The sequence below is a fragment of the Halopseudomonas maritima genome (genome assembly GCF_021545785.1).
Classification (GTDB): Bacteria; Pseudomonadota; Gammaproteobacteria; order Pseudomonadales; family Pseudomonadaceae; genus Halopseudomonas; species Halopseudomonas maritima.
In genome coordinates, this window is record NZ_CP079801.1 from 1136926 (window position 1) to 1162876 (window position 25951).

Sequence of the window (25951 nt, forward strand, 5' to 3'; positions counted from 1 at the left end):
ACCAGCATCAGATAGCAGAGCATAACGATCAATAAATTGTCATGGATACAACCGTGCCAGCACCACGCTACAAGCAATTGGTTGATCGCTTTGCCAAGCAGATTCGCTCCGGCCAACTGCCGCCGGGCACGCGACTGCCCACCCATCGCGCACTGGCCACAGAACAGCACATGGCCCTGGTGACGGCCTCGCGGGTCTATGCCGAGCTGGCAGCAATGGGGCTGGTCAGCGCCGAGGCGGGCCGCGGCACCTTTGTGCGTGACATCAGTGTGCCGCTGGGACACGGCGTGGACCAGCGCCCCACCGCGCCAGGCATGCTTGACCTCAACTTCAACTATCCGGAACTGCCAGCACAGGCAGACCTGCTACGCAGCGCCCTGCGCGCACTGTCCAGCGCCGGTGATCTGGATACCCTGCTGCGCTACCAGCCGCATGCTGGACGCCCGCACGAGCGCGCCATCGTCGCAGGTTACCTGGCCGAGCGCGGCCTGGCCGTCAGCGCTGAACAGGTACTGCTGGTCAGCGGTGCCCAGCACGGGCTTAGCGTTGCGCTGATGAGCCGGCTACGCGCAGGTGATGCAATCGCCGTAGATGCCCAGACCTACCCCGGCTTCAAGACCATTGCCGAATCCCTGCGACTAGACCTGCTACCGGTTCCGGCCAGTGCTGACGGGCCTGACCTGGCGGCGCTGGACGCGCTGTGCCAACGCCGCAAGGTACGTGCACTGTACTGCATGCCCACCCTGCACAACCCGCTCGGCTGGGTGATGAGCCGTACCCAGCGCAAACAGTTGGCGGCACTGGCACGCCAGCACGATCTGCTGCTGATCGAAGACGCCGCTTATGCCTTTCTCGCCGACAACCCGCCACCACCGCTGTACAGCTTTGCGCCGGAGCGCACCCTGTATGTCTCTGGCTTTTCCAAAAACGCCGCCACCGGCCTGCGGGTTGGTTACCTGGTGTCCCCAGTCCACTGGGTCGCCAGCCTGGAACGTGTCATCCGGGCAACCACCTGGAATACCCCGGCGTTGCTCACCCGCCTGATCTGTGAATGGATTAGCGACGGCACCCTGCAGCAACTTGAACAGGCCAAGCGCCGGGACGCCGCTGCACGGCAACAGGTGGCACGCAGCGCGCTTAACGGGCTGAGCTGTCACAGCCACCCCAACAGCTACTTCCTCTGGCTGCCGCTACCAGCAACGGTACGCGCAGATGAGGTGGTGGCGGCGCTGATGAGGCGCAACGTGTCGGTCTCCAGCGCAGCGCCCTTCACGGCAGGTGAGCAGGTTCCACAGGCAATTCGATTGGCGCTGGGCTCGCTGGACATCAACCAGCTGCCCTTCGCCCTCCGGCAGGTCAGAGAGGTTATTGAGGCGGTTGAATGCGGGGTGTCAGAGTCGATTGCCGTTGCGCGCCCCTGATCCCGCAAAAGCACACTGCCTGGGCCAACGCCGGCTGAATACCTGACCGGTGTTACGCGCATCCGCTGCGCAACTGCACTATGCTGACGATGCGCGCTCGCCGAGAGCCGCCGTTGAAAGGAACAGGACGATCCATGCTCAAACGGTTTTTCTGCGCTGCGGCACTGTTGTTAGGCAGTGCCGCAGCCCAGGCACAGGTCGCTGCATTGCAGCTGCGTGACGGCGCTGTCGAAGATGCCATCAATGGCGTACTGACGCTAATGTCCTACTCGATGACGCTGGACCTGGCCTCCAGCTCACTCAGCATCAATGATCGCGACACCGGCAACCCGGCCCTGCAAATGACCCAGCTTGGCGGCGGGGCCACCATGAGCGACGAGATTCCGCTGTATCTCGAAGGCTCAATTGCCTACAGCCGTTACGACCCCAAGTTCGTGGCCACCGACGGCGTGCAGTCGCGCACGCTGCCAACCAAATGGACGTCGGTTACTGCCGCAGGCGGCATCGGCTGGGACTTTCCACTCAACGATGAGTGGGTGGTGCGCCCAATCGGCAATGTGGCACTGGGCTATATGAGCAGCGACCTGAACAGCGCCCGCCTGTACCTCAATTACACCTATGACCGCGACATCGAGTTTCTCGACGACGGCCACATGGCCGCGCTGGGCCTCGGTGGCGCACTGATGCTGGACTGGGAGCGGGTGAAACCCGACTACGAGGTCGATCTGGAGCTGCGCTACAGCTACATGGACCTGCAGAACATTGGTGGCACCAAGGCCATCGACGGCCACGTCAACGCGCAAACCCTCAACCTGTGGAGCCGCTATCGGGCGCCCACCGGCCTGACGGTGCTGCAGCGCCCGCTGCGCTACGTGCTGGAGTATTCGCACTCCGAGTACATTGGCCAGCAGCGCGGTGCCCTGGGTTTTGACCGGCTATCCACCGTCGGCGCCGGTGTCGAGTTTGATTCCAGCGCCTACAACGTCTTTGTCACCCGCACCCGCCTGCTCTTGCGCCACATGTACGGCAACGGCGTGTCCGGCCTGGCTCTGAGCCTGGCGGTGAGCTTCTGAAACAAAAACGCCCGGCACAAGGCCGGGCGCATCACTGCAGGCAGACGGCTTAGCGAACGCCAGACTGACGCAGAGCAGTAGGCGTGAACTCGACGCTGGACAGCTTGTAGCTGTAATCGTAGTTGCTGCGCTCTTCGTTGTTGGCACCCATTACCAGGTAGCGGCCGGCAATCAGGTCGTACAGGGTTTCCATGGTGTAACCCAGTACCTTGTCGGCGTAACGCTGAACGGCATGTGCCTCACCTACGCGCCACAGCTCACCACGACCATCGTAATGGTCGATATGAGCGGCCTGCCAGGAGTCTTCATCGATGAACATGTGACGCTTGGCGTAAATGTGACGCTCGCTCGGCTTGACGTTGGCAACCACTTCCCATACGCGGTGCAGCTCGTAACGGGTCAGGTCCTGATTGATATGGCCAGCCTGGAAGATCTGGTCATATTTGACCTGCGGCGAACCCAGCTCGAAGTTGTTATAGGAGATGAACATCTCGCGCTTGCCCACCAGCTCCCAGTCGTAACGATCCGGCGCGCCGTTGTACAGGTCGAGGTTGTCGGAGGTGCGCATACCATCAGCCGCGGTGCCTGGACCATCGTAGGAAACCTGCGGAGCACGACGGACACGACGCTGACCAGCGTTGTAGATCCAGGCCATGCGCGGAGTAGCCACCTGGTTGATGGTCTCGTGTACCAGCAGCACGTTACCGGCCAGACGCGCCGGGTCGGTTACCTGTTGCTTGAAGTAGTAGAGCATGTCAGATGCCTTGCTGGCATCGTAGTCTTTCAGGCCGGCCGGAACAGCATATTCCTCGACAAAGCGCACGACGTTGTAGCTGCCGTTCACCTGAGGAGTGGCCTGCACAACGGTACGCTGGAAGGACTCACCACGGTAGCGGGTGATGTGATTCCAGATCACTTCCAGGCCATCAGCCGGAATCGGGAACGCATAGGCCAGGCTGTAGTTGTTCAGGCCGTTACCGCCCTGCACCATCGAGGCTTGGGTGGCGTTGCTGGCCGCAGCGTCGTATACCGCCTGCGGGAAGGCAGCCGAGCGATGGCTGGGGAATACGCGCATCTTGAAGGTGTCGGGGTAGCGCTTGAACATCGCAATCTGGCCCGGCGCCAGGTTATCTGCGTACTGCTCGTAGTTGGCTGCGGTGATGACAAACAGCGGTTGCTCGCCGCTGTAGGGGTCAGCCAGGAAGCCGTTTGCATCGACAGCGGCGGCATCGGTAGCCAGACCGCCAGTCCAGGCAGGAATGGTTCCGGCAGCATTGCCAGCGGTTTCGGCGCCAATCGGCGTCAGGCTGTTACCAAGTTTGGCGGCTTCCTGCTCGCTCACGGCAGCGAACGCGGACGGCGCCAGCAGCGCGGAAGCCAGGAGTGTGGAAACAATACGTGTGGGTTTCATTGAATCGCCCTGTTCTGCTTGGAGTTGTTTGGGGTGACCGGCCAACAGCTCAGCAGCTGCAACGACCATGACCGGTGTGTTTCCCTCAAGGGGCACACGCGGTGCCTGCCGTCAGATTTTCAGACGCACAACATCGCCCGCAGTACCCCCGATGATAGTCAAAGGGTCACGCAGCGATGGATTTTATTAGGATTTTTATAAGACTTGAGAGGACGACGACTCTACTGTCTGAGTGCGAGCTAATCAAGCCCGTCCGTCCCGTTCAGCGCACTATAAATCACCATCAAAAAAAACCAAGACACCTCTAGAAAGGCACTTTCAGGCAATCTTTTGGGTTTTGTGGCAAAAACGTAAATGAGACAGTCATGCCTGCATGAACCACACTACGGACAGCGTACGTACAGCACAAAAAAGCCGCGCCAGGCGAATGCCTGGCGCGGCTTGTGGAAGCTGGCTAGGGCTTCAGGCAACCGCCTGACCGGCGGCTGCTAGCAACCACAACAGCCCTCAGCAGCGGATCAGTCCAGCGCCGAGATGCACTCTGCGCCGCTCTCCAGCCAGCCTGCGATATCACCGCGGATACGCTTCTTGTCGAGCTTGCCGACGCTGGTCTTGGGGATATCGGAGACCACCGCGATCTGACGCGGAATGGCCCACTTGTTGATGCGTCCGTCCTCTACTGCCGGCATCAGGTGGTCGGCGATGGCCTGGGCGCTCACCGTTTGGCCGGCCGCCGGCACGATCAGCGCAAAGGGACGTTCATCCCAGCGCGGATCAGGCACACCTACCACAGCCACGTCGCCCACCAGCGGGCTGCGACTGATCAGGTCTTCCAGCTCCAGCGAGGACAGCCACTCGCCGCCGGTCTTGATCACGTCCTTAATGCGGTCACGGATCTCGATGGTACCCGTCGGGCTGATGGTGGCCACGTCACCGGTGTGCATCCAGCCGCCGGCCCACAGCTCTTTGCTCTTTTCCGGTTCACGGTAGTAAGCCTGAGTCAGCCAGGGCGCACGCAGCACCAGTTCACCCTGGGTCACACCGTCCTTGGGCAGGAAACTGCCGTCAGCGGCAATGACCCGGGCCTCTACCAGCGGGCCCGGCACACCGGCCTTGATACGCTGGCTAGCGCGCTGCTCTTCGGTGCCTGCCTCATCTTCCAGATTGATATAACCGGCAGAAATCAGCGGGCAGGTTTCGGACATGCCGTAGGCCGCGCTCAGATGCATACCCTTGGCCTTGGCCGCGTTGTAGAGCGAGCGATTGAGAGCGCTGCCGCCAATGATTACGCGCATACCGCCAAAATCGAAATCCTTGGCCCCTTCGGCATTCAGCACCATCTGCAGAATGGTCGGCACGCAATGCGAGAAGGTGACCTTGTGCTCCTTGATCATCTGCACCAGGCGCTCCGGCTCGTAACGACCCGGATAGACCTGCTTGATCCCCAGCATGGTCGCGGTGTACGGCAGACCCCATGCGTGTACGTGGAACATCGGGGTGATCGGCATATACACATCGCGGTTACCCAGCAGGCGAACACTGTCCAGCGCCGCCATCGAAGACGCTTGCGCGAGGGTATGCAGTACCAGTTGGCGGTGAGAGAAATACACGCCCTTGGGGTTACCGGTAGTGCCGGTGGTATAGAACGTGGTGGCGACCGAGTTCTCGTCAAAATCAGGGAAGTCGTAGGTCGGCTCAGCGGCGGCCAGCAGCTGCTCGTACTCGCCAGCCAGGCCTGGCAGGTCCGCTGTCTTGTCTTGCTCGTCGGTCAGCAAGATAGTGGTGGTGACGGTGGTCAGCTGATCTTCGATGGCCTTGTAGATCGGCACAAACTCACTGTTGATCAGCACCACGACGTCTTCGGCGTGATTCATCGTGTAGAGAATCTGATCCGGTGACAAACGGACGTTGATGGTGTGCATCACCGCGCCGATCATGGGCACAGCAAACATGCATTCCAGGTAACGGTGGCTGTCCCAATCCATCATTGCGACAGTATCACCCGCCTTGACGCCAGCTTTGGTCAGGGCGTTGGCAACGCGACAAATGCGCTCGTTGAAGGTGCGGTAGTCGTAGCGCACCTGGTCGCGATAGATGATTTCCTGCGTGCGCTCGTAGCGCTGACCGGTCAGAAGCAGATTCTTGATCAGCAGCGGAGTGGAATGCGCCTCATCAGCCGGCTTGAGGATACGAGTATTGAGCATTGAATGGCCTACTGTTTTTGGGATTGTCAGGACATGAAATCGGTCGTTGTACGCCGCCGAACCGCGACATCTGTTTCAGCGTAGCCCAGTCAGCGCAAGCACAAATCATCATACGGATTTTCTTTGGCACCATCATGCGTATAATTGTAAACAAAAGTCGATTTATGACTGAACTGCCGTTCATAGTTTCAAGAAGATAATCACACCCGCTAATCAGGAGCCGAAAAATGTCGGATCAAAGCATTGTCATCGTCAGTGGCGCACGCACCCCCATGGGTGGTTTTCAAGGCAGCCTGTCGGCTCTCAGCGCCACTGAGCTTGGCGCGCTGAGCATTCGCGAAGCCGTCGCCCGCGCCGGCATCGACGCCGCCGACGTGCAGGAAGTCATCATGGGCTGCGTACTGCCCGCCGGCCTCAAGCAAGGCCCGGCTCGCCAGGCCAGCCTGGGCGCCGGTCTGCCGGCAGCAACCGGCTGCACCACCATCAACAAGCTGTGTGGCTCCGGCATGAAAGCCGTGATGCAGGCGCACGACGCGCTCAAGGCGGGCAGCAATCAGGTGATGGTAGCTGGTGGCATGGAAAGCATGTCCAACGCACCGTACATCATTGAGAAGGCGCGCACCGGCCTGCGCATGGGACACGGCGAAATCAAGGACCATATGTTCCTCGATGGTCTGGAGGACGCCCGCACCGGTCGCCTGATGGGCTCATTCGCCCAGGACACCGCCGATCAGTACGGTCTGAACCGTGAAGACATGGACGCCTATGCTATCGAGTCGCTCAAGCGCGCGCAGGCGGCCATCGAGGCAGGCACTCTGGCCAAGGAGATCGTTCCGGTTACCGTCAAGACCCGCAAGGGCGAGGTGGTGGTCAAAGACGACGAGCAGCCGCTGAACGCCAATCTGGACAAGATCCCGGGCCTCAAGCCCGCCTTCAAAAAAGACGGCACCATTACTGCAGCCAATGCCAGCTCCATCTCTGATGGCGCCAGCGCTCTGGTGATGATGACCGCCGGTGAGGCCGAGCGCCGTGGTCTCAAGCCGCTGGCTCGTATCGTTGCTCACGCCACCCAGAGCCAGGACCCCAGCGAGTTCACACTGGCTCCCATCGGCGCCATGACCAATCTGTTCAACAAGACCGGCTGGAGCGCGGCCGATGTCGACCTGTTCGAGATCAACGAAGCCTTTGCCATGGTGACCATGCTGGCCATGCGTGAGCACGGTCTGGACCACGCCAAGGTCAACATCTACGGCGGCGCCTGCGCCCAGGGCCATCCGGTTGGCTCCACCGGCTCGCGGATCATCATCACCCTGATCAACGCCCTGCAACAGACCGGCGGTAAGCGCGGGGTTGCCTCGCTGTGTATCGGTGGTGGTGAGGCGACGGCAGTTGCCATCGAATTGGTCTGAGGCTGTTTCCGAAAGCACCGATGGTGAAGTGTGCACATGGGGTTCGTCCCGTTTACGCGGGCGAGTAGCGCAGATTTATCGGGAAAAAGAGTCATAGGATGTCTGAGGAGCGTAGCGACGAGTTTTATGACTCCCCGATAAATCGAGCAACGCAGCGAACCCGAAGGGCCGCGTAGTCGGGTGCCCCGGGGGATCGCTAAGGGGGGCTGGGCAAGCAGCCCCCCTTGGCTCGCCGTGAAAGGCGAAAAGCTGACTCAAATACAGCACTATGCAACAGTCGATCGACAGGGAGCCTCTCCCAATTAATCCGGCAGAAACAAAAAAACGGCCAACCCTCGCGGGTTGGCCGTTTTGCGTAGCGGCAAACGCCTAGAACCGCATCGCCATGCCCAAACGGATTTCACGGCCTGGCTCGTAAGCTCCGATCACCCCGGCGTAGCCCGGCACGCCTTCAAAGTCGGCGTTGCTGGCCTGATCCAGGTACTGCTTGTCGAACAGGTTCTTGACCGTCAGCGACAGGGTCAGGCGTTCGTCGTCGAGGACCATCCAGTTGGCGTAAAGGTCTTGCACGCCGTAACCGGGCTTGTCGACTTCACCCACCAGCGTATCCATCGAGACACGCTCGACAAAGCGACCCTGCCAGCCCATTTCCAGCGCGTCGCTGAAGCGATAGTCAGCGCTCATGGTCCAGGTGTCACCAATGGTGGTGCCCAGACTATTGTGCTGCCACATGTTCAGGTCGTAGCCGTCGTTCAGGTCGGTGTCATTGTGGTGATAGCTCATACCGACACTTAGCTGGGTCCAGCGATAGGCGGTTTCTAGCAGGTAGCCATTGGACTCCAGATCACCCGCGTTTTCATAGATGCGTGGACGCGGCTCCGGATCGCCGATGGCGTCCTGAATCTTCGAGCGATAGTACTTACCGGACAGCAACCAGCCACCATTGATGTAGTCGAAGCCAATCTCGTTGCTGCGCGCCTTCTCGGGCTTGAGGTTCGGGTCCAGCGGCGCGAAGTCGACCTTGAAGCCGTCACGAATCTGCGGCCCGCGGAACGCTCGTGCGTGAGAAACCCACAGGCCCAGGTTGTCGGTGGCCTGGAAGCGCAAGCTGGTATTGGGGCTGAAGCCGCTTTCGCGGAAGCGCTCGCCCAGGTTGCCGTCGAGCTGGTAACGGTCATAGCGCCCGCCCAGGCCCAGCAGCCAACGTTCGCCCAGACTCCAGTAATCCTGCACGAAGACACCGTAAACCTTGCCCTTCTGCTCGCTTGCATCCGGATTGCTGCCCGGACCGGCAATCAGGCTGTCGCGACGGTAATCAACGCCGTAGGTCAGTTCATGGCCGCCCAAACGGCTGGTGTTACGCACATCACCACCCCAGGACTGGGTTTGCGCACCATAAATGCCCCAACGACCGATGACGTTCTGCTCCAACTGATTCTCGGTGTGGTAGGCCGACACCTCCAGGTGCAGCAGCGGGTTGTCGCTGGGGGCCAGTTCATAGCCGACATTCCAGGTTTCACGCACATTTTCCAACGGATAGCTGGGGTTCCAGTTGCTGGCGACCCACTGCGGGCGCTGGTTGCGCAGCCCGGTATCCTCGCGCCGTTCATAGCTCAGGCGCACGGTCTGAGCCTCGGTCAGATGCCCCACCACCTTGCCAAAGCCAAGTGACTGCCGCGCACCGGTGGCGGGTACGGTGTCGCCGTTGCCGTCCTCGTAGTCATCCAGATCCTGGTAGGTGGCCATCAGCATGCCGGACCAGGCATCGTTGAGCCGGCCAAACAGGGTACCGTTGCCCTTGAAGCCTTCGGCGTTACTGAAGTAGGTGGTCTTGAGCAAGGCGCCAGCGGACTCGCCCGGACGCAGCAGGTCTTCCGGGTCTTTGGTCTCAAAGCGGATGGCACCACCCAGCGCACCTGGGCCTGCCAAGGCGTCAGGCGTACCGGCCTTGACGTCGACCGCCTTCAGCAGCTCAGGCTCGACATTGATCCGTCCGGTGTGGTGAAAGGTCTGGCCGACCTGCTGGGCACCATCGATGCTGATGTTCACCATGGTGTCTTCAAGGCCGCGCAGATAGAGCTTCTGCGCCACGCTGTGGCCGCCGCCGACACTAACCTCTGGCTCGGAGGCAAAAACGTCTTCCAGGTCAGTGGCCTGGAAGTGCTCCAGGGTTTCGCTGGTAATCTCAGCCTGCTGGATGTGCTGGCCGGTCACATCCAGGGTTGGCAGTTCGGCAGGCTCATCGGCCTGGGCACTGGCTGCAGCCAGTGCGAGCGCTAGAGAACAAAGACGGAATGGCAGGCCGACGCGACCTGCTGTGGAGTAACGGTGCATACTGCATCCTCTGCATAGTTGTTGGCATGTATTCTTATTTGCGCAACATTCTTGTTTAGCAGAGAGATAAATCAAACCGCTTTTACATTTGTTACCTTTCAGCGCTTGGCCAAGCGGATAGCCATGCACAGGCCGCCAGTGTCCGCCGCACGGGCTGCGATGCTGCCACCGGTGGCCATGATCTGTCGCCGTGCCAGCGCCAGCCCCAGCCCGAAACCTGCGCGTTCGGCCGTCCCTGACGCGGCTTGCGGGGCACGGAAGAACGGCTGAAAGATCTCTTCCAGCAGCTCACCCGCTACGCCCTTGCCCTGGTCGGTGATAGTCAGCAGCCAGCTGTCTGGTGCCTCATGCAACGCCAACTGGACCACACCCCCTGCAGGTGTGTGGTCCAGCGCATTGCGCAGTACATTCTCGATAGCCTGGCCCAATGCTCGATGGCTACTTCGTGCCAAAGGGGCGACTGGCGGCAGCGACACCTCCAACCGGCGGTCGGCGAATTCGAAACGGGCGTCGTCAATCAGACTGTCCAGCAGCTCGGTCAGGTCCAGCGACTCGTCACGCAGCACCGGCGCTTCCTGCTCGATCCAGCTCAGGGTCAAGGCATCCTCGACCAGCTGGCGCATGCCGTTACACTCCCCGTGAATGCGCTCCAGCAGGACCGCACTGCCACCCTGCTGGCGCGCCAGGCTGACGGCCATTTCGATCCGCGTGAGCGGCGTGCGCAGCTCGTGGGACATATCCGCCAGCCGTTGACGCTGATGCAGGATCAACTCCTCGGTACGCTCGGCCATCGCATCAAAGACCCTGGCCAAGCCGGCCAGCTCGTCCTTGCGACCGCGCAGCTCATCACCCACGCGGGCGCTGTAGTCACCATCGCGAAAACGCCGGGTCGCCAGCTCCAGCCTGCGCAGTGGGTGCATCAGATGGCGATAGAGCAACAGGCAAATGACCAACAGTACGGTAAAGGGCAGCACCACCTGCAGCAGCACACGCGAGTGGGTCCAGTAGTTGCCGGGACGCATGCGCTGCGGCAACTTGATGAGAAAGCGCGTATGCCCATCAGCAAAGGGCACATCCATCACCGGGTTTTCGGCAAAGTAGAGGTGGATCTTCCATGACAGATCACGCCCGAGCGCAATGCCGTCATCATAACCTGCGGGCACGACCGTGCCGCCCAGCGGCGTCAGCTGCGTGCGCACCACGCCGGCCCAGGTGTTCTCCTGCTGCTGCAAGGTCTCCAGCCAGCGCGCCAGCGCCTGTTCATCCCCGGCGTTGTGCAGCGCCTCAGCCTGCGCCGCATAATTGCGCAAGGTTTTTTGATGCCCCTCATCTATGAAGCTCATCGCTTCTTCCGTCTGCAGGGCCAGTTGGGAAATAGACCAGAACAGCACCAGCATGCCCACCACCAACGTCAGACATAGCTTCCACCACAAGCGCCGATTCATGCGAACAGATACCCCCTGCCATGCTGGGTCTGCAGCACATCCCCCAAGCCGGCATCAATCAGGCGCCGCCGGATACGGCTGATGTGCATGTCCAGGCTGCGGTCGTAACGACTGAACTCGCGATCCAGCACCACACGGTAAAGGTACGGCTTGGAGAGCACCTCGCCGCGCTGAGCGACCAGTTGCCAGAGCAGGCGAAACTGCAGCGGTGTCAGGTCTAGACGTACACCGCCGGCCTCGGCCCATTGCTGCGCACGATCCAGACGCAGCGAACCAACCGTCAGTTGCTCCGGTTCGGCCTGCCGCGCACCAACCGGGCGCACACGACGCAGCACCGCATCGATGCGCAGCTGCAATTCTTCCAGGCTGTAGGGCTTGGCCAGATAGTCATCTGCGCCGTGGCGCAACCCGCGAATGCGTTCTTCTTCCGCGTTGGAAGCAGTGACCATGATGACCGGCATGCGGCTGTGCTGACGCAGGCGCTTAAGCAGACTAAAGCCGTTCAGCCCTGGCAACTTGACGTCCAGCAGCAACAGGTCGTGCTGTTCGCGCAGCGCCAGCTCCAGCCCCGCAGTGCCGTCACCGCAGCACTGCACCGCATACCCGGTGTGCTCCAGCAACTGGCCCAGCTGACCGCTCAGCTGCCGGTCGTCCTCAACAATCAGAATGTGTCCCAACGGCGCCGGCATGCTGCGCCCTCCTTGCAAATAAGAATGCGCATCATATCCAAATGACAATCAAACGCCCAGCTGACGACCTCGCACCACGTCAGGGCGTGGCACCAAAAAAGTGCGCACCATTTCAGGGAAGCCCCGCCTCCGGCTCTCGCCACAACCACTGCCAACCCTGCTGAAACGCGCTCTGCAGCTGACATTGTCACGCATTGTCAAACATTGGCACGTTCCCTGCTCTCTGCTCTGCAGGCGGCGAAACACCTGCCGGCACTCCAGACAACAACAGAGAAGGAAAGGAACATGACTCTGAAGAAGATCGTCAAACAGGTCGGCGCGCTGGGCGTTGCCTGTGGCATGGCGCTTGGGGCAATGAGCGCCCAGGCCGAGGAGACCATCAAGGTCGGCGTGCTGCACTCGCTGTCCGGCACCATGGCCATCTCGGAAACCACGCTCAAAGACACCATGCTGATGCTGATCGAAGAGCAGAACAAAAAGGGCGGCCTGCTCGGCAAGCAGCTCGAACCCGTTGTAGTTGACCCGGCGTCCAACTGGCCGCTGTTCGCCGAGCGCACCCGGGAGCTGCTGGAGCAGCACGGTGTTGACGCCATCTTCGGCTGCTGGACCTCCGTTTCGCGCAAATCCGTACTGCCGGTGGTTGAAGAGCTGAACGGCATCCTGTTCTACCCGGTGCAGTACGAAGGTGAAGAGTCCTCGCGCAACGTGTTCTACACCGGCGCCGCGCCAAACCAGCAAGCCATTCCGGCAGTGGACTACCTGAAAGACGAACTAGGCATCGAGCGTTGGGTACTGGCCGGCACCGACTACGTCTACCCGCGCACCACCAACCGTATTCTGGAAGCCTACCTGAAGGCCAACGGCGTGGCGGAAGACGACATCATGATCAACTACACCCCGTTCGGCCATGCTGACTGGCAGAACATCGTGGCCGAGATCAAGCGCTTTGGCAGCGCCGGCAAGAAGACCGCCGTGGTCTCCACCATCAACGGTGACGCCAACGTGCCTTTCTACCGCGAACTAGGTAACCAGGGCGTTTCCGCTGAGGACATCCCGGTGGTTGCCTTCTCCGTGGGTGAAGAAGAGCTGTCCGGTATCGACACCGGCCCGCTGGTCGGCCACATGGCCGCCTGGAACTACTTCATGAACGAAGAGACGCCGGAAAACGAAGCCTTCATCCAGGCCTGGCACAACTACATTGGCGACACCAAGCGCGTCACCAATGACCCGATGGAAGCGCACTACATCGGCTTCAACATGTGGATCAAAGCGGTTGAAGCCGCTGGCACCACCGATACCGACAAGGTCATCGATGCCATGGTTGGCGTTGAAGTACCCAACCTGACCGGCGGCACCAGCAAAATGCTGCCGAACCACCACATCACCAAGCCGGTTCTGATCGGTGAAATCCAGGACGACGGCCAATTCCTGACGGTTTCCAGCACTGAAGAGCTGGTGCCGGGCGACGCCTGGTCCGACTACCTGGAAGGCAGCAAGGACCTGCTCTCCGACTGGACCGCACCGGTCAGCTGCGGCAACTACAACACCGAAACCAAGAGCTGCGTCGGCACCACCGCCGAATAAGCAGCCCACCCGGCGGGCAGACAACTGCCCGCCACTGTCCGCGGGGCGCCACGGCGCTCCGTTGAGCTGTTCCACCCGCTATCCAATCAGGACATGACCATGATCCCGACCTGCCGTTTGACACCCCGGCATGCCGTGCAGCAATGGCTTAGTCGCGTGCTGCTGCTGTGTCTGTGCAGTCTGCCCCTGCACGTCAGCGCCCAGCAAACCCCTGAGGCCGCGCCCGCACAGCCCTCCTTTGATGAGCTGGTACGCCAGTTGCCCAGCGGCAACCTGCGCCAGCGCGCCACCACGGTTGAACAACTCGCCAGCCAGCAGGATGAACGCCTGGCTGACATTCTCACCGCCCTGATCGCCGGCGACCTGCTGGCCACCAAGGACAAGCCCCCGGTTGTTGCCATTCGCAGCGGCGAGACCCTGACCGACGCGCTGAATGGCATTGACCTGACCGGCACCAGCGGCCTGCGCCGCATTCCGGTCAACAACAGCCTGCGCACCCAGCTGCGCGGCATGGTAGCCCAGCTCAACCTCAGCCACCCCGACAGCGACAAGCGCTACGCCGCCGTGCAGCGTTTTATCCGCGACGGCGTAGACGCCGAGACCGCCGCCCTGCTGAGCCAGCACCAGCCCACTGAGGAGTCTGGCCGGGTCAACGACGCCATCGACGCCGCCCTCGCCCTCTTTGCCCTGCAAGACGGTGAGCGTGACGCGCGCCTGGCGGCTATCGACACGCTCAGCGGCTCGCTGGAGCAGGAAGCGCGTAACGCCCTGCGCAGCGTCGCTGAAAACGACGAAGACGCTGAATTGCGCGCCGCCGCCGCCAAGGCCATCGACTCCATTCAGGGCCGCATCAGCTTTTACCGCTTTATCGAAAATGTGTTTTTCGGCCTCAGTCTGGGCTCGATCCTGCTGCTGGCGGCCATCGGCCTGGCCATCACCTTCGGCGTGATGGGCGTGATCAACATGGCCCACGGCGAGCTGATCATGATCGGCGCTTACACCACCTGGGGCATTCAGGTGCTGTTCCCCAACCTGATCGAATGGAGCCTGCTGATTGCCATTCCGGCCGCCTTCCTGATCACCGCATTGGTCGGCATCGCCATCGAGCGCGGGGTGATTCGCTTCCTCTATGGCCGCCCGCTGGAAACCCTGCTGGCCACCTTCGGCCTGAGTCTGGTGCTGCAGCAGGCGGTACGCACCCTGTTCAGCCCGCTCAACCGCTCGGTTACCTCACCGGAGTGGATCAGCGGCACCCTGAGCATCAACCCGGTGCTGTCGATCACCTATACCCGTCTGTACATCCTGCTGTTCGGGCTGGCGGTGTTCTTCGCGCTGATGCTGGTGATGAAACGCACCAGCCTCGGCCTCAAGGTCCGCGCCGTCTCGCAGAACCGCGCCATGGCCCGCGCCGTGGGCGTGCGTTCCAACTGGATCGACGCCCTGACCTTTGGTCTGGGTTCGGGTATCGCCGGGGTCGCAGGCGTTGCGCTGTCACAGATCACCAACGTCGGCCCCAACCTCGGCCAGGCCTACATCATCGATTCGTTCATGGTGGTGGTGTTCGGCGGCGTGGGTAACCTCTGGGGCACGCTGGTCAGCGCCATGAGCCTGGGCCTGATCAACAACTTCCTCGAGCCCTGGGCCGGCGCCATGCTCGCCAAGGTGCTGGTGCTGATCATGCTGATCCTGTTTATCCAGAAGAAACCCAAGGGACTCTTCCCGCAGAAAGGACGGGCAGCGGCTGACTGATCGCTGCTGCCAATCCGTTTCCAACCGAATTAAACGAGGGAAGTATGCTTACCCAACGACTGTTACTCAGTGATCGAGGCGGAATGCTGGTGCTGGGCCTGGTGCTGCTCACCGCCATCATCGTGCCGTTTCTCAATTTGGCGGTGCCGTCTGACTCACCGCTGTACATTTCCAACTACACCGTGGCGCTGCTCGGAAAATTTCTCTGCTTTGCCCTGCTGGCGCTGTCTGTCGACCTGATCTGGGGCTACGCCGGCATCCTGTCGCTCGGCCACGGCGCCTTCTTCAGCCTGGGCGGTTACGCCATGGGCATGTACCTGATGCGCCAGATTGGCGATCGCGGTGTCTACGGCCACCCCGAGCTGATGGACTTCATGGTGGTGCTCAACTGGGACAAGCTGCCCTGGTACTGGCAGGGTTTCGACATGTTCTGGTTCGCCATGCTGATGGTGCTGCTGGTGCCGGGCCTGCTGGCCATGGTGTTCGGCTGGCTGGCGTTTCGCTCGCGGGTGACCGGCGTCTACTTCGCCATCATCACCCAGGCGCTGACCTACGCGCTGATGCTCGCCTTCTTCCGCAACGAGATGGGCTTTGGCGGCAACAACGGCCTGAACGACTTCAAGGAAATCCTCGGCTTTGATCTGGCAGCCAAGACCACCCGCGTCGGGCTGTTTGTGGCCTCGGCCTTGGCCTTGATCGTCGGTTACATGGCCTGCCGCTACATCGTTACCTCGCGCATGGGCCGGGTGATCATCGCCATCCGTGATGCCGAAAGCCGCACCCGCTTCAGCGGTTATCAGGTCGAAAGCTACAAGCTCTGGCTGTTCGTGTTCTCCGCGATGCTGGCGGCGGTAGCCGGCGCGCTTTATGTGCCGCAGGTCGGCATCATCAACCCGGGCGAGTTCTCCCCGCTCAACTCCATCGAAATGGTGGTCTGGGTCGCAACCGGCGGCCGTGGCACCCTGTTCGGCGCCATTGTCGGCGCGTTCAGCGTCAACTACGCCAAGACCTTCTTCACCACCTTCTCACCGGAAACCTGGCTGTTCATCCTCGGCGGTCTGTTCGTACTGGTAACCCTGCTGCTGCCCAAAGGCATCGTGGGCCTGTTCGACCGCTTCAGCCGCAAGGGAGACAAACAATGAACCCGCTTGAACAACTGCGCGAAACCTGGCGCCGCGATCAGGTCTTCGATTTCGTCCAGCCCGCGCCGGACTTCTCCGCGAAGGTCGACACCAGCCACGGCCCGATCCTCTACGTGGAAGACGTCAGTGTCAGCTTTGACGGCTTCAAGGCACTGAACAACCTGAACCTGTACATCGATGACGGCGAGCTGCGCTGCATCATCGGCCCCAACGGCGCCGGCAAGACCACCATGATGGACGTGATCACCGGCAAGACCCGCCCGGACACCGGCAGCGTCTGGTTCGGCCAACGCATGAACCTGCTCAAGCTGTCCGAGCACGAGATTGCCCGCGGCGGCATCGGTCGCAAGTTTCAGAAACCGACCATCTTCGAAGCACTCTCGGTGTTCGAGAACCTGGAACTGGCCACCGCCTCCAACAAACACGTCTGGTACACGCTGAACAAGAACCTGACCGGCGAACAGCTCGACCGCATCGACGAGGTGCTCAAGCTGATCGGCCTGAAAGAGCAATTCCGCATGGAGGCCGGTGCCCTGTCGCACGGCCAGAAGCAGTGGCTGGAGATCGGCATGTTGCTGATGCAGAACCCGCGCGTGCTGCTGGTCGACGAGCCGGTGGCCGGCATGACGGGTGAAGAGGTGGAACACACCGCCGAGCTACTGACCTCGCTGGCCGGCCGTCACTCGGTCATCGTGGTCGAGCACGACATGGCGTTTGTGCGTTCCATCGCCCGCAAGGTCACCGTACTGCACCAGGGCTCGGTGCTGGCCGAAGGCAGCATGGATCAGGTGCAGAATGACCCGCGTGTGGTCGAAGTCTATTTGGGGGAATGACCATGCTCAGCATTCAAGGTATCAACCAGTTCTACAGCCAGAGCCACATCCTCTGGGATCTCGACCTGGAGCTGAAAGAAGGCAGCTGCAGCTGCCTGCTCGGCCGCAACGGCGTGGGCAAGACCACCCTGCTCAAATGCATCACCGGCCTGCTGCCGGTAAAAAGCGGGCAGATCAGCCTAATGGGCCGCGACATCACCAAGCTATCGACCGAAAACCGCGCCCGCTCCGGGATCGGCTACGTGCCGCAGGGCCGCGAGATCTTTCCGCTGCTGACGGTGGAAGAAAACCTGAAAATCTCCCTCGGCGCCCGCCCCGACCGCGCCCGGCAGATTCCCGCGCACATTTACGAGCTGTTCCCGGTGCTCAAGGAAATGAAACACCGCCGCGGCGGCGACCTGTCCGGTGGCCAACAGCAGCAACTGGCGATTGGCCGGGCGCTGGTGCTCGACCCCAAGCTGCTGATTCTTGATGAGCCGACCGAGGGCATTCAGCCCAACATCGTGCGCGACATCAGCGACGTCATCCGCAAGCTCAACACCGAGCTGGGGCTGACCGTGCTGCTGGTCGAGCAGAAGCTGCCGTTCGCCCGCCGGGCCGCGGAAAGCTTTTTCATCATGGAACGCGGGCGCATGGTCGCCAACGGCCCGATGGATGATCTGAATGACGATCTGATCCAGCGCTATCTGACCGTCTGACCCTGCTGCACCTGCCGCCGCCGGGCAATCCGGCGGCGGCCATTTCCTTTCACAGGCAATGGGTCATTCTCCACCCATTTGCCTTCCATCGACGGGTGAAAAACCACCCATCCACCACCACGCAACAACACAAAACCCTTATAAATCAGTGCCTTTTCAGTCTGGCACAGCGCTTGCTCTAGGCCTTGTGTACATCCCGCCCGCCGCCCAACGGCGGCCAACTACAAACACAAGAACCGGAGTAACCCGATGAACACATTGCGCTCCCTGGCGATTGCCAGCCTGTCTGCCACCACCCTGCTCTCCAGCTCCCTGGCTTTCGCCCAGGATCGCGACGGCTGGCCCTCCAGCTTTACCGTCGGCACTGCCAGCCAGGGCGGCACCTACTTCGCCTACGGGTCTGGCTGGGCCAACTTTATCGCCGAGCAAACCGGTGTTTCCGGTGGCGCAGAGGTGACTGGCGGCCCGGTGCAAAACATGGCGCTGGTCCACACCGGTGACCTGGCTTTCGGTTTTACCACCATGGGCCCGGCCCGTGACGCCATCGGAGGCAAGAGCCCACTGGCCCCGGGCATGCCGCTGGACAACACCTGCGCCATGTTCCCGATGTTCGAAACGCCCTTCTCCATGGCCGCCCTGGGCAGCTCCGGTGTGCAAAGCATCAGCGAGATTCCGGCAGGCACGCGCATCGGCTTTGGCCCATCCGGTTCCACCTCCGACAGCTACTTCCCACGCATGATGGAAACCCTGGGCGTCCAGTTCGAGCCGCGTAACGGCAGTTGGGCAGACCTCGGCGGCCAGATGCAGGACGGCCTGCTGGACATGATCGGCTTTGCCGCCGGCATCCCGGTGCCGACCATCAGCCAGCTGGAAGTGCAGACTGCGGTCAACGTGATCTCCTTCACCCAGGAGGAAGCCGACAAGCTGGTCGCCAACTTCCCGGTCTCCGAATTCACCATCCCGGCCGGCACCTACGGCTCAGCCAAGGAAGATGTGCGCGCCGTGGCCATGTGGAACTTCGCCGTGGCCAACTGCGACCTGCCGGAGAGCTTCATCTATGAAGTCACCCGTCTGACCATGGAAAACAACCCGCGCATGGTGTCCATCCACCAGTCGGCGGTAACCAGCATTCCGGAAAACCGCGACAAGAACACCTTCATTCCGTGGCACCCGGGTGCGGCGCGCTGGTTTGCTGAAAACGGCTACGAGCTGGACCCGGCACTGGTCAAGTAACCCTCTATCTCCCTGTCCACCGCCGCCCGGCCCATGCTGGGCGGCCCGCTCCCTTGCAGGTGCACCATGACTCAGCTAACTCACTCCCCTGCGGATGATCCGCACGCCACCCTCGCGCCCACCGCTCCGGTCATGGTAGAAGGCGTGGACGACGAACCCGTTGAAGGCAACCGCCGCCTGTATCAGGGCTGGCGCATGCACGGCATGGCCGTGCTGGCCATCCTCTACTCGGCATTTCACCTTTACGTGCTGAATGTGTCCCCCATGGAGACCTGGAGCTACCGCATCGTGCACGTCTGTGGCGCGCTGATTCTGGGCTACCTGCTGTTTTCCGGTCGTGGCTTTGCCGACGCGCCGACCCGCTCACAGCGCTGGGTCAACGTCGCGGCCATCACCGCCCTGCTGCCGGCGGGCTACGCCCTGTGGCAGACCGTCTCGATGTACCTGCTGCTCAAAGGCGGCGCCATGCGCGTGCCAGTCGAGATCGAAACCCTGCACTACGGCTGGCCGCTGCTGGCCGCCACCGGCGTGGGTATCGTGTTGAGCTGGCTGCAACGCCAACAGCGCAGCGGTTTTAACCTGCCCGATCTAGTGCTGATTGTCTGCTCGCTGGCCAGCGCCGGTTACTTCCTGGTGATCTTCAACTCTCCGCTGCGCATGAGCACCGGCACCCCGTTTGCGCCGATCGGCATGAGCTTCGCTGCTGTTGCCGGCACCGCGCTGATCATGGAAATGACCCGCCGCGTCGCGGGTCTGGCGCTGGTGGTGATTGCCCTGCTGTTCGTCGCCTACGTATTCGCCGGCCCGCACCTGCCGAGCTTTCTGGGCTATCCGGGCCTGAGCATTCAGCGCTTCTTCAGTCAGGTCTACACCGATATCGGCGTCCTGGGCCCGACCACCGCTGTATCGTCGACCTACATCATTCTGTTCATCATCTTCGCTGCCTTCCTGCAGGCGTCGAAGGTGGGTGACTACTTCGTCAACTTCGCCTTTGCCTGCGCCGGTCGTTCACGCGGCGGCCCGGCCAAAGTGTCCATTTTTGCCTCCGGCCTGATGGGCATGATCAACGGCACCAGCGCCGGCAACGTGGTGTCCACCGGCTCGCTGACCATCCCGCTGATGAAGAAAGTCGGCTACAGCAAAAAGACCGCCGGCGCGGTTGAAGCGGCTGCCTCCACCGGTGGCCAGATCATGCCGCCGATCATGGGCGCAGGCGCCTTCATCATGGCCGAGATCACCGGCATCCCCTATACCGAGATCGCCATTGCGGCGGTTATCCCGGCGATTCTGTACTTCGCCTCGGTGTACTTCATGGTTGACCTGGAAGCCGCCAAGACCGGCATGCGCGGCATGCGCAAGGAGGAGCTGCCGCAGCTCAAGGCGCTGCTGCGTCAGGTGTATCTGTTTGTGCCGATTCTGATCCTGGTGGTGGCGCTGTTCCTCGGTTACTCGGTGATCCGTGCCGGCACCCTGGCTACCGTTGCCGCCGCTGTCGTCAGCTGGCTGTCGCCCAACAAGATGGGCCTGCGCGGCATGCTCAAGGCGCTGGAGCTGGCCGGCATCATGTCGATCCAGATCATCGTGGTCTGTGCCTGTGCCGGTGTGATCGTGGGCGTGATTGCGCTGACCGGTGTCGGCGCGCGCTTCTCCTCCATGCTGCTGGGTCTGGCAGACGCCAGCCAACTGCTGGCACTGGTGTTCGCCATGCTGATCTCGATCGTTCTGGGCATGGGCATGCCGACCACCGCCGCCTACGCTGTCGCCGCCTCGGTCGTGGCCCCCGGACTGATTCAGCTCGGCATCGATCCGCTGACTGCGCACTTCTTCGTGTTCTACTTTGCAGTGGTCTCGGCTATCACCCCGCCGGTCGCACTGGCTTCGTTCGCGGCGGCCGGTATCTCGGGGGCTAACCCGATGCAGACCTCGGTTGCCTCGTTCAAGATCGGTCTGGCTGCGTTTATCGTGCCGTTCATGTTCTTCTACAACGGCGCGCTGCTGATGAACGACAGCATCCCGGCCATTATCCAGGCGCTGATCACCGCCAGCGCGGGCGTCTACCTGCTGTCGGCCGGCGTGCAAGGCTGGTTCATGAACCTGCGCACCAACTGGCTGGTACGCGGCCTGCTGATCATCGCCGCCTTCCTGATGATCGAGGGGGGCGGGCTGACCGACCTGGTGGGCATCGCCACCGCCGTGCTGGCGGCCGGCCTGCAGAAGAAGCTCGGCGGCCGCCAACGGGTCTCGGTAGCCTGAAGCAAAAACCCGGACAACCCGCAGCCAACGGGTTGTCCGCTTGCTTGCCGACGGCTACGCTCGCGGGTAAGCACACACGCATCACATCATGAAAAAGAACCTGCCCATCGCCCTGTGTTTCAGCCTGATCGCCCTGCTGGCATGGCAGCTTGGCGGCCAGGTTGGCTATCGCCAGCTGGAACAGCACGGGCGCGATGAAGCCTTCCGCTACAGCCAGCTGATCAGCAACGAGATCAAACGCTACGAACCTATTGTGGCGCTGGCCGCGCAGCACCCGCAGCTACGCCAGGCGCTGAACAGCCCGGAGCAGCCGCACCTTATCGATGCTGCCAACAGCATCATGCAGACCATGGCGACCATCGTTGCCAGCTCTGATGTCTACCTGATGGACGCCAGTGGCCACACCATCGCCGCCAGCAACTATCAGCAGAGCGCCAACTTCATCGGCCGCAACTTCGCCTTTCGCCCTTACTTTCGCCGCGCCATGGCCAACCCGCGTGCCCCGGCCTTCTACTTCGCCCTCGGCATCACCTCACAGGTGCGCGGACTGTACTTTGCCCAGGCGGTGATGCCCGATGATGGCAGCGACCAGCCCATCGGCGTGATCACCATGAAGGTGCAAGTCACGACACTGGAGCAGCAGTGGCAGCGGCCCGACGCGGCACGTGGCAGCGAGATGCTGATTACCGACGCCCAGGGCGTCAGCTTTCTTGCCAGCCGCCCCGACTGGCGCTACCGCAGTATCAAGCCCATGGACAGCTGGCTGCAGCGCCAACTGGTTGAGGAGCAGCGCTACGACCGCCAGGCCATCACGCCGCTGCTTACCAACGCCCTACCAACACCCTGGGGCATCGACGCCGAGTACCTGATGATCGTCGAGCAACAGGAGCAACACAGTTACCTCAGCGTCAGCCTGCCCCTACCCGCCGAAGACTGGACCCTGCGCGTGCTGAGCGATACCCGCCCGGTATTCTGGACCCGCATCCTGTTTCTGCTGGTCAGTTGCCTGCTGTTCGCCGGCCTGCTACTGACCTGGCTATACCTGCGCGAGCGCCACCGCCGAGAAGCGGAATTGGCCGAGCGCAGCACCGTGCTGGAACAGCGCGTGGCCGAGCGCACCGCCGACCTGGAAGCGTCCAATCAGCAATTATTGGCCGAGATCAGCGAGCGCGAACGCGCCGAGGCCGAGCTAAAGGCCGCCCAGCAGGAGTTGATTCAGGCCGCCAAACTGGCCGTGCTCGGACAAATGTCTGCCGGCCTGAACCACGAACTGAACCAACCGCTGACCGCTATTCAGGCCTACGCCCGCAATAGCCAGCGCTTTCTGCAGCGCGGCGAGCAGGAGACCGTCGCGGCCAATCTGGGCGAGATAGCCAACCTGTGCGACACCATGGCCGAGCTGACCCGGCAGTTCAAAGTCTTCGCCCGCAAGTCTGCCGGTCTGCCCTCCCAAGTTGATCTGCGCCAACCCATCGACGCCGCCCTCAAGATTATCCGCGCCCAGGACAGCAGTCGCGGCATCCAGATTGATTGGCAGCGACCAGTGCAGCCCGTCACGGTGCACGGTGAACTGATCCGCATCGAGCAAGTATTGGTCAATCTGATTGCCAACGCCGTACACGCGGTCGAGGCCATGCCCGACGGCCAGATAAGCCTGGAAATCCAGCAGGACGACGGGCAGATTACCTGCCATGTACGTGATAATGGCCCCGGCCTGCCGGCAGACAGCGAGCAGCTGTTCGAGCCCTTCTACACCACTAAATCGATGAAGCAGGGCCTTGGCCTGGGGCTGTCGATTTCGCGGCAGATCATGGATGCCCTCGGCGGCAGACTGACCGGCCAGAACCGTCGCGACACTCGCGGCGCCGACTTTATCCTGCGCTTTCAGCCACCACGCAGCGCAGCGCAACCCGCGGAGCGGTCATGAGTGAGCCGGTGATTTTCTTTATCGACGACGAGGCCACTATTCGCCAGGCCATCACCCAAACCCTGGCGCTGGAAGACCTGCCGGTGCGCGCCTTTGCCGACGGCCCCAGCGCCCTGGCCGAGCTTACCCCCGACTTCCCCGGCATCATCCTGTGTGATTACCACATGCCCGGCATGGACGGCTTGGCCGTGCTACAGGCCGTGCAAGCCTGCGACGATAGTATTCCGCTGATCATCCTCACCGGCCAGGGCGACATCAGCACCGCCGTGGCCGCCATGCGCCAGGGTGCCTACGACTTTATTGAAAAGCCCTTTCACCACGACGGCCTGATCGAGATTCTCAAGCGCGCCATGGACAAACGGGCGCTGGCCCTGGAGAACCGACGGCTCAAGGCCCAGCTGCGCGTGCTGGCGCGTCCCGGCCCGCGCCTACTGGGCAGCTCCAGCAGCATGCAGGCGCTGCTCGCACTGCTCGACCCGCTGCTCGGCACCGCCGCCGATATTCTGCTGTACGGCGAAACCGGCGCCGGCAAGGATGCCATCGCCCGCTACATTCACGAAAACAGCCCGCGCAGCGAACACAACTTTGTGGCCATCAACTGCGGCGCGGTGCCAGAGAACCTGATCGAAAGCGAGCTGTTTGGCCACGAGGCCGGTGCTTTCACCGGGGCAGACAAGCGCCGCATCGGCAAGTTTGAACACGCCCACAAAGGCACCCTGTTTCTCGATGAACTGGAAAGCATGCCGCTAAACCTGCAGGTGCGGCTGTTGCGGGTGCTGGAGGAACGCAAGATCGAACGCCTGGGCAGCAACCAGTCCATCCCGGTGGACGTGCGCGTGATCGCCGCCAGCAAATCCGACCTCAAGGCGCTGAGCGATGCGGGTGACTTTCGCGCCGACCTGTTCTATCGACTGAATGTCTTGCGCATCAATATTCCGCCGCTGCGCGAGCGCCGGCAGGACGTCCCGTTGCTGTTTCACCACTTTGCGCTGATCGCCGCCTCGCGTTACGACCGCGAGATCATCCCCTTGGACGCCAGCCAGGCCGCCGCCCTGATGCAGCATGACTGGCCCGGCAACGTGCGCGAGCTGCGTAACCTGGCCGAGCGCTACGTGCTGATGGGCGCCGCCGCACTCAATGACCCGGACAGCCCACAATTACCGGCGGCCGGAAGCCAGCAGACGCTGGCAGAAATGGTCGACACCTACGAACGCAGCCTGATCGCCAACGCCCTGAACGCCTGCAATGGCAGCATCAAACAGGTCATGATGCAGCTGGGCCTGGCACGTAAAACCCTGTACGACAAGATGAAACGCCACGGCCTGGACAAGGCCGACTACAAGGACTGAACACCGCCCCCCCCCAGGGCGGACACAGCGAAGCCCTGTCCACGCAGCAGGCCCAGGCTGCGTCACCAGCGAACGCGCCCACTGCGCGGTCAACATCGCCTCGGGCCAGTCGCCCCCCGATAAAACCGCCAACACAGGCGTCTGCATCATTTATGGGTCAGTATTCACCGGCGCCCCACCCCTTGCCATGTTCAAACAGTTGTTCGACACTGGCTGCCTTTTTTCATCCGCACACAAACAAGGGGACAACCCATGAGCGATATCCGTTTTGACGACAAAGTCGTCATCGTAACCGGTGCCGGCGGCGGCATTGGCCGCGCCCACGCCCTGCTGTTCGCCAAGCACGGCGCCAAAGTCGTAGTCAACGATCTGGGTGGCAGCACCAACGGCGAAGGCGCTAACAGCGAAGCCGCGCTCAAGGTTGTCGAAGAAATCAAGGCCGCTGGCGGCACCGCCATCGCCAACCCCGACAACGTCATCAACGGTGACCGCATTGTCGAGTGCGCGATGGACAACTTCGGTCGCATCGACGTGGTCGTCAACAACGCCGGCATCCTGCGCGACAAGAGCTTCGCCAAGATGACCGATGCCGACTGGGACCTGATCTACAAAGTCCACGTCGAAGGCGCCTACAAAACCACCAAGGCCGCCTGGGAGCACATGAAGAACAACAACTTCGGTCGTGTGATCTTCACCTCATCCACCTCCGGCATCTACGGCAACTTCGGTCAGGCCAACTACGGCATGGCCAAGCTGGGCCTGTACGGCTTCACCCGTACCCTGGCTATCGAAGGCCGCAAGAACAACATCTTCGTCAACGCCATTGCCCCGACTGGCGGCACGCGCATGACCGAAGGTCTGTTTCCGGAAGGCGCGTTCGACAAACTGAAGCCTGAGCTGGTCAGCCCGCTGGTTGCCTACCTGTGCTCCGAAGAGTGCAAGGAAACCGGCAGCCTGTTCGAAGTCGGCGGCGGCTGGATGGGCAAGGTACGCTGGGAGCGCTCCCTGGGTATCGGCTTCAACCCGGACGAAGGCTTCACCCCGGAAGACGTTGCCGCCAACTTCGAGCAGCTGTGCAGCTTCGAAGGCGCCGTCCACCCGAAAGACAACATCGAAGCCCTGCGCGAGCTGATGGCCAATATCCAGAAGTTCGCCTGACGGCTCGCTTCTGGAGCGGCAAGCTTTAAGCCTTAAGCT

The 25951-nt window shown here is 61.8% G+C and carries 18 protein-coding genes; 13 read left to right on the forward strand and 5 right to left on the reverse strand.

Annotated features, from left to right (window positions below):
- Positions 1-53 precede the first annotated feature (53 nt).
- Both HV822_RS05245 and HV822_RS05250 read left to right on the forward strand, forming a co-directional pair.
- Positions 54-1421 carry an aminotransferase-like domain-containing protein gene (locus HV822_RS05245; protein WP_238872703.1) on the forward strand — a complete coding sequence of 456 codons (1368 nt, stop codon included), beginning with the start codon at positions 54-56 and terminating at the stop codon, positions 1419-1421.
- A gap of 134 nt (positions 1422-1555) precedes the next feature.
- Complete coding sequence (locus tag HV822_RS05250) at positions 1556-2494, forward strand: autotransporter domain-containing protein (RefSeq protein ID WP_238872704.1); 939 nt, start codon at positions 1556-1558, stop codon at positions 2492-2494.
- 49 nt (positions 2495-2543) lie between these two features.
- On the opposite strand, the gene HV822_RS05255 is transcribed toward HV822_RS05250, so the two are convergent.
- A complete protein-coding gene (locus HV822_RS05255) occupies positions 2544-3905 on the reverse strand; it encodes a DUF1329 domain-containing protein (RefSeq protein WP_238872705.1) in 1362 nt (453 codons plus the stop codon).
- Positions 3906-4423: 518 nt separating this feature from the next.
- Positions 4424-6109, reverse strand: a complete 1686-nt coding sequence (locus tag HV822_RS05260) for a fatty acid--CoA ligase (RefSeq protein ID WP_238872706.1) — start codon at positions 6107-6109, stop codon at positions 4424-4426.
- A 227-nt stretch (positions 6110-6336) separates the two neighbouring features.
- Here HV822_RS05260 and HV822_RS05265 point away from each other — a divergent pair, with 227 nt between their 5' ends.
- Complete coding sequence (locus tag HV822_RS05265) at positions 6337-7518, forward strand: acetyl-CoA C-acyltransferase (RefSeq protein ID WP_238872707.1); 1182 nt, start codon at positions 6337-6339, stop codon at positions 7516-7518.
- A gap of 369 nt (positions 7519-7887) precedes the next feature.
- Here HV822_RS05265 and HV822_RS05270 read toward each other — a convergent pair whose 3' ends face one another.
- The 3 genes from HV822_RS05270 to HV822_RS05280 all read right to left on the reverse strand — a co-directional run bounded on the left by HV822_RS05270 (position 7888) and on the right by HV822_RS05280 (position 11986).
- Positions 7888-9852, reverse strand: a complete 1965-nt coding sequence (locus HV822_RS05270; protein WP_238872708.1) for a TonB-dependent receptor domain-containing protein — start codon at positions 9850-9852, stop codon at positions 7888-7890.
- Positions 9853-9950: 98 nt separating this feature from the next.
- Positions 9951-11297, reverse strand: coding sequence for a sensor histidine kinase (locus HV822_RS05275; RefSeq protein ID WP_238872709.1), 1347 nt, complete (start codon positions 11295-11297; stop codon positions 9951-9953).
- The gene (locus tag HV822_RS05280) at positions 11294-11986 is read right to left on the reverse strand and encodes a response regulator transcription factor (RefSeq protein ID WP_238872710.1); all 693 of its coding nucleotides are present in this window, start codon (positions 11984-11986) and stop codon (positions 11294-11296) included. Before HV822_RS05280 ends, HV822_RS05275 begins: the two co-directional genes overlap by 4 nt.
- Positions 11987-12325: 339 nt before the next feature.
- Here HV822_RS05280 and urtA point away from each other — a divergent pair, with 339 nt between their 5' ends.
- The 10 genes from urtA to HV822_RS05330 all read left to right on the forward strand — a co-directional run bounded on the left by urtA (position 12326) and on the right by HV822_RS05330 (position 25912).
- Positions 12326-13570 carry an urea ABC transporter substrate-binding protein gene (gene urtA / locus HV822_RS05285; protein WP_396265142.1) on the forward strand — a complete coding sequence of 415 codons (1245 nt, stop codon included), beginning with the start codon at positions 12326-12328 and terminating at the stop codon, positions 13568-13570.
- Between the two features lie 99 nt (positions 13571-13669).
- A complete protein-coding gene (urtB, locus tag HV822_RS05290; protein ID WP_238872712.1) occupies positions 13670-15319 on the forward strand; it encodes an urea ABC transporter permease subunit UrtB in 1650 nt (549 codons plus the stop codon).
- Positions 15320-15402: 83 nt separating this feature from the next.
- Positions 15403-16461, forward strand: coding sequence for an urea ABC transporter permease subunit UrtC (gene urtC / locus HV822_RS05295; protein ID WP_238873545.1), 1059 nt, complete (start codon positions 15403-15405; stop codon positions 16459-16461).
- Positions 16458-17294, forward strand: a complete 837-nt coding sequence (urtD, locus tag HV822_RS05300; RefSeq protein WP_238872713.1) for an urea ABC transporter ATP-binding protein UrtD — start codon at positions 16458-16460, stop codon at positions 17292-17294. The genes urtC and urtD overlap by 4 nt, the downstream gene beginning before the upstream one ends.
- 2 nt (positions 17295-17296) lie before the next feature.
- Positions 17297-17992 carry an urea ABC transporter ATP-binding subunit UrtE gene (urtE, locus tag HV822_RS05305; RefSeq protein WP_238872714.1) on the forward strand — a complete coding sequence of 232 codons (696 nt, stop codon included), beginning with the start codon at positions 17297-17299 and terminating at the stop codon, positions 17990-17992.
- A 249-nt stretch (positions 17993-18241) separates the two neighbouring features.
- Complete coding sequence (locus HV822_RS05310; protein ID WP_238872715.1) at positions 18242-19225, forward strand: TAXI family TRAP transporter solute-binding subunit; 984 nt, start codon at positions 18242-18244, stop codon at positions 19223-19225.
- A 132-nt stretch (positions 19226-19357) separates the two neighbouring features.
- Positions 19358-21478: a TRAP transporter permease gene (locus HV822_RS05315; protein ID WP_238873546.1), complete on the forward strand. Its 2121-nt coding sequence runs from the start codon at positions 19358-19360 to the stop codon at positions 21476-21478.
- Between the two features lie 88 nt (positions 21479-21566).
- Positions 21567-23405 (forward strand): sensor histidine kinase, encoded by a 1839-nt coding sequence (locus tag HV822_RS05320; RefSeq protein ID WP_238872716.1) that lies wholly within the window; start codon positions 21567-21569, stop codon positions 23403-23405.
- A complete protein-coding gene (locus HV822_RS05325; RefSeq protein ID WP_238872717.1) occupies positions 23402-24754 on the forward strand; it encodes a sigma-54-dependent transcriptional regulator in 1353 nt (450 codons plus the stop codon). The genes HV822_RS05320 and HV822_RS05325 overlap by 4 nt, the downstream gene beginning before the upstream one ends.
- 252 nt (positions 24755-25006) lie before the next feature.
- Positions 25007-25912, forward strand: coding sequence for an SDR family oxidoreductase (locus HV822_RS05330; RefSeq protein WP_238872718.1), 906 nt, complete (start codon positions 25007-25009; stop codon positions 25910-25912).
- The last annotated feature ends 39 nt before the right edge of the window (positions 25913-25951 follow it).

What these genes read in the sequence shown, in the direction of transcription:
- HV822_RS05310 (WP_238872715.1), top strand. Translation starts at nt 18,242, where the DNA reads ATGAACACATTGCGCTCCCTGGCGATTGCCAGCCTGTCTGCCACCACC.
- HV822_RS05315 (WP_238873546.1), top strand. Translation starts at nt 19,358, where the DNA reads ATGGTAGAAGGCGTGGACGACGAACCCGTTGAAGGCAACCGCCGCCTG.
- HV822_RS05320 (WP_238872716.1), top strand. Translation starts at nt 21,567, where the DNA reads ATGAAAAAGAACCTGCCCATCGCCCTGTGTTTCAGCCTGATCGCCCTG.
- HV822_RS05260 (WP_238872706.1), bottom strand. Translation starts at nt 6,109, where the DNA reads ATGCTCAATACTCGTATCCTCAAGCCGGCTGATGAGGCGCATTCCACT.
- urtB (WP_238872712.1), top strand. Translation starts at nt 13,670, where the DNA reads ATGATCCCGACCTGCCGTTTGACACCCCGGCATGCCGTGCAGCAATGG.
- urtD (WP_238872713.1), top strand. Translation starts at nt 16,458, where the DNA reads ATGAACCCGCTTGAACAACTGCGCGAAACCTGGCGCCGCGATCAGGTC.
- HV822_RS05275 (WP_238872709.1), bottom strand. Translation starts at nt 11,297, where the DNA reads ATGAATCGGCGCTTGTGGTGGAAGCTATGTCTGACGTTGGTGGTGGGC.
- HV822_RS05265 (WP_238872707.1), top strand. Translation starts at nt 6,337, where the DNA reads ATGTCGGATCAAAGCATTGTCATCGTCAGTGGCGCACGCACCCCCATG.
- HV822_RS05270 (WP_238872708.1), bottom strand. Translation starts at nt 9,852, where the DNA reads ATGCACCGTTACTCCACAGCAGGTCGCGTCGGCCTGCCATTCCGTCTT.
- urtC (WP_238873545.1), top strand. Translation starts at nt 15,403, where the DNA reads ATGCTGGTGCTGGGCCTGGTGCTGCTCACCGCCATCATCGTGCCGTTT.
- HV822_RS05280 (WP_238872710.1), bottom strand. Translation starts at nt 11,986, where the DNA reads ATGCCGGCGCCGTTGGGACACATTCTGATTGTTGAGGACGACCGGCAG.
- HV822_RS05330 (WP_238872718.1), top strand. Translation starts at nt 25,007, where the DNA reads ATGAGCGATATCCGTTTTGACGACAAAGTCGTCATCGTAACCGGTGCC.
- urtA (WP_396265142.1), top strand. Translation starts at nt 12,326, where the DNA reads ATGGCGCTTGGGGCAATGAGCGCCCAGGCCGAGGAGACCATCAAGGTC.
- HV822_RS05255 (WP_238872705.1), bottom strand. Translation starts at nt 3,905, where the DNA reads ATGAAACCCACACGTATTGTTTCCACACTCCTGGCTTCCGCGCTGCTG.
- HV822_RS05325 (WP_238872717.1), top strand. Translation starts at nt 23,402, where the DNA reads ATGAGTGAGCCGGTGATTTTCTTTATCGACGACGAGGCCACTATTCGC.
- urtE (WP_238872714.1), top strand. Translation starts at nt 17,297, where the DNA reads ATGCTCAGCATTCAAGGTATCAACCAGTTCTACAGCCAGAGCCACATC.
- HV822_RS05250 (WP_238872704.1), top strand. Translation starts at nt 1,556, where the DNA reads ATGCTCAAACGGTTTTTCTGCGCTGCGGCACTGTTGTTAGGCAGTGCC.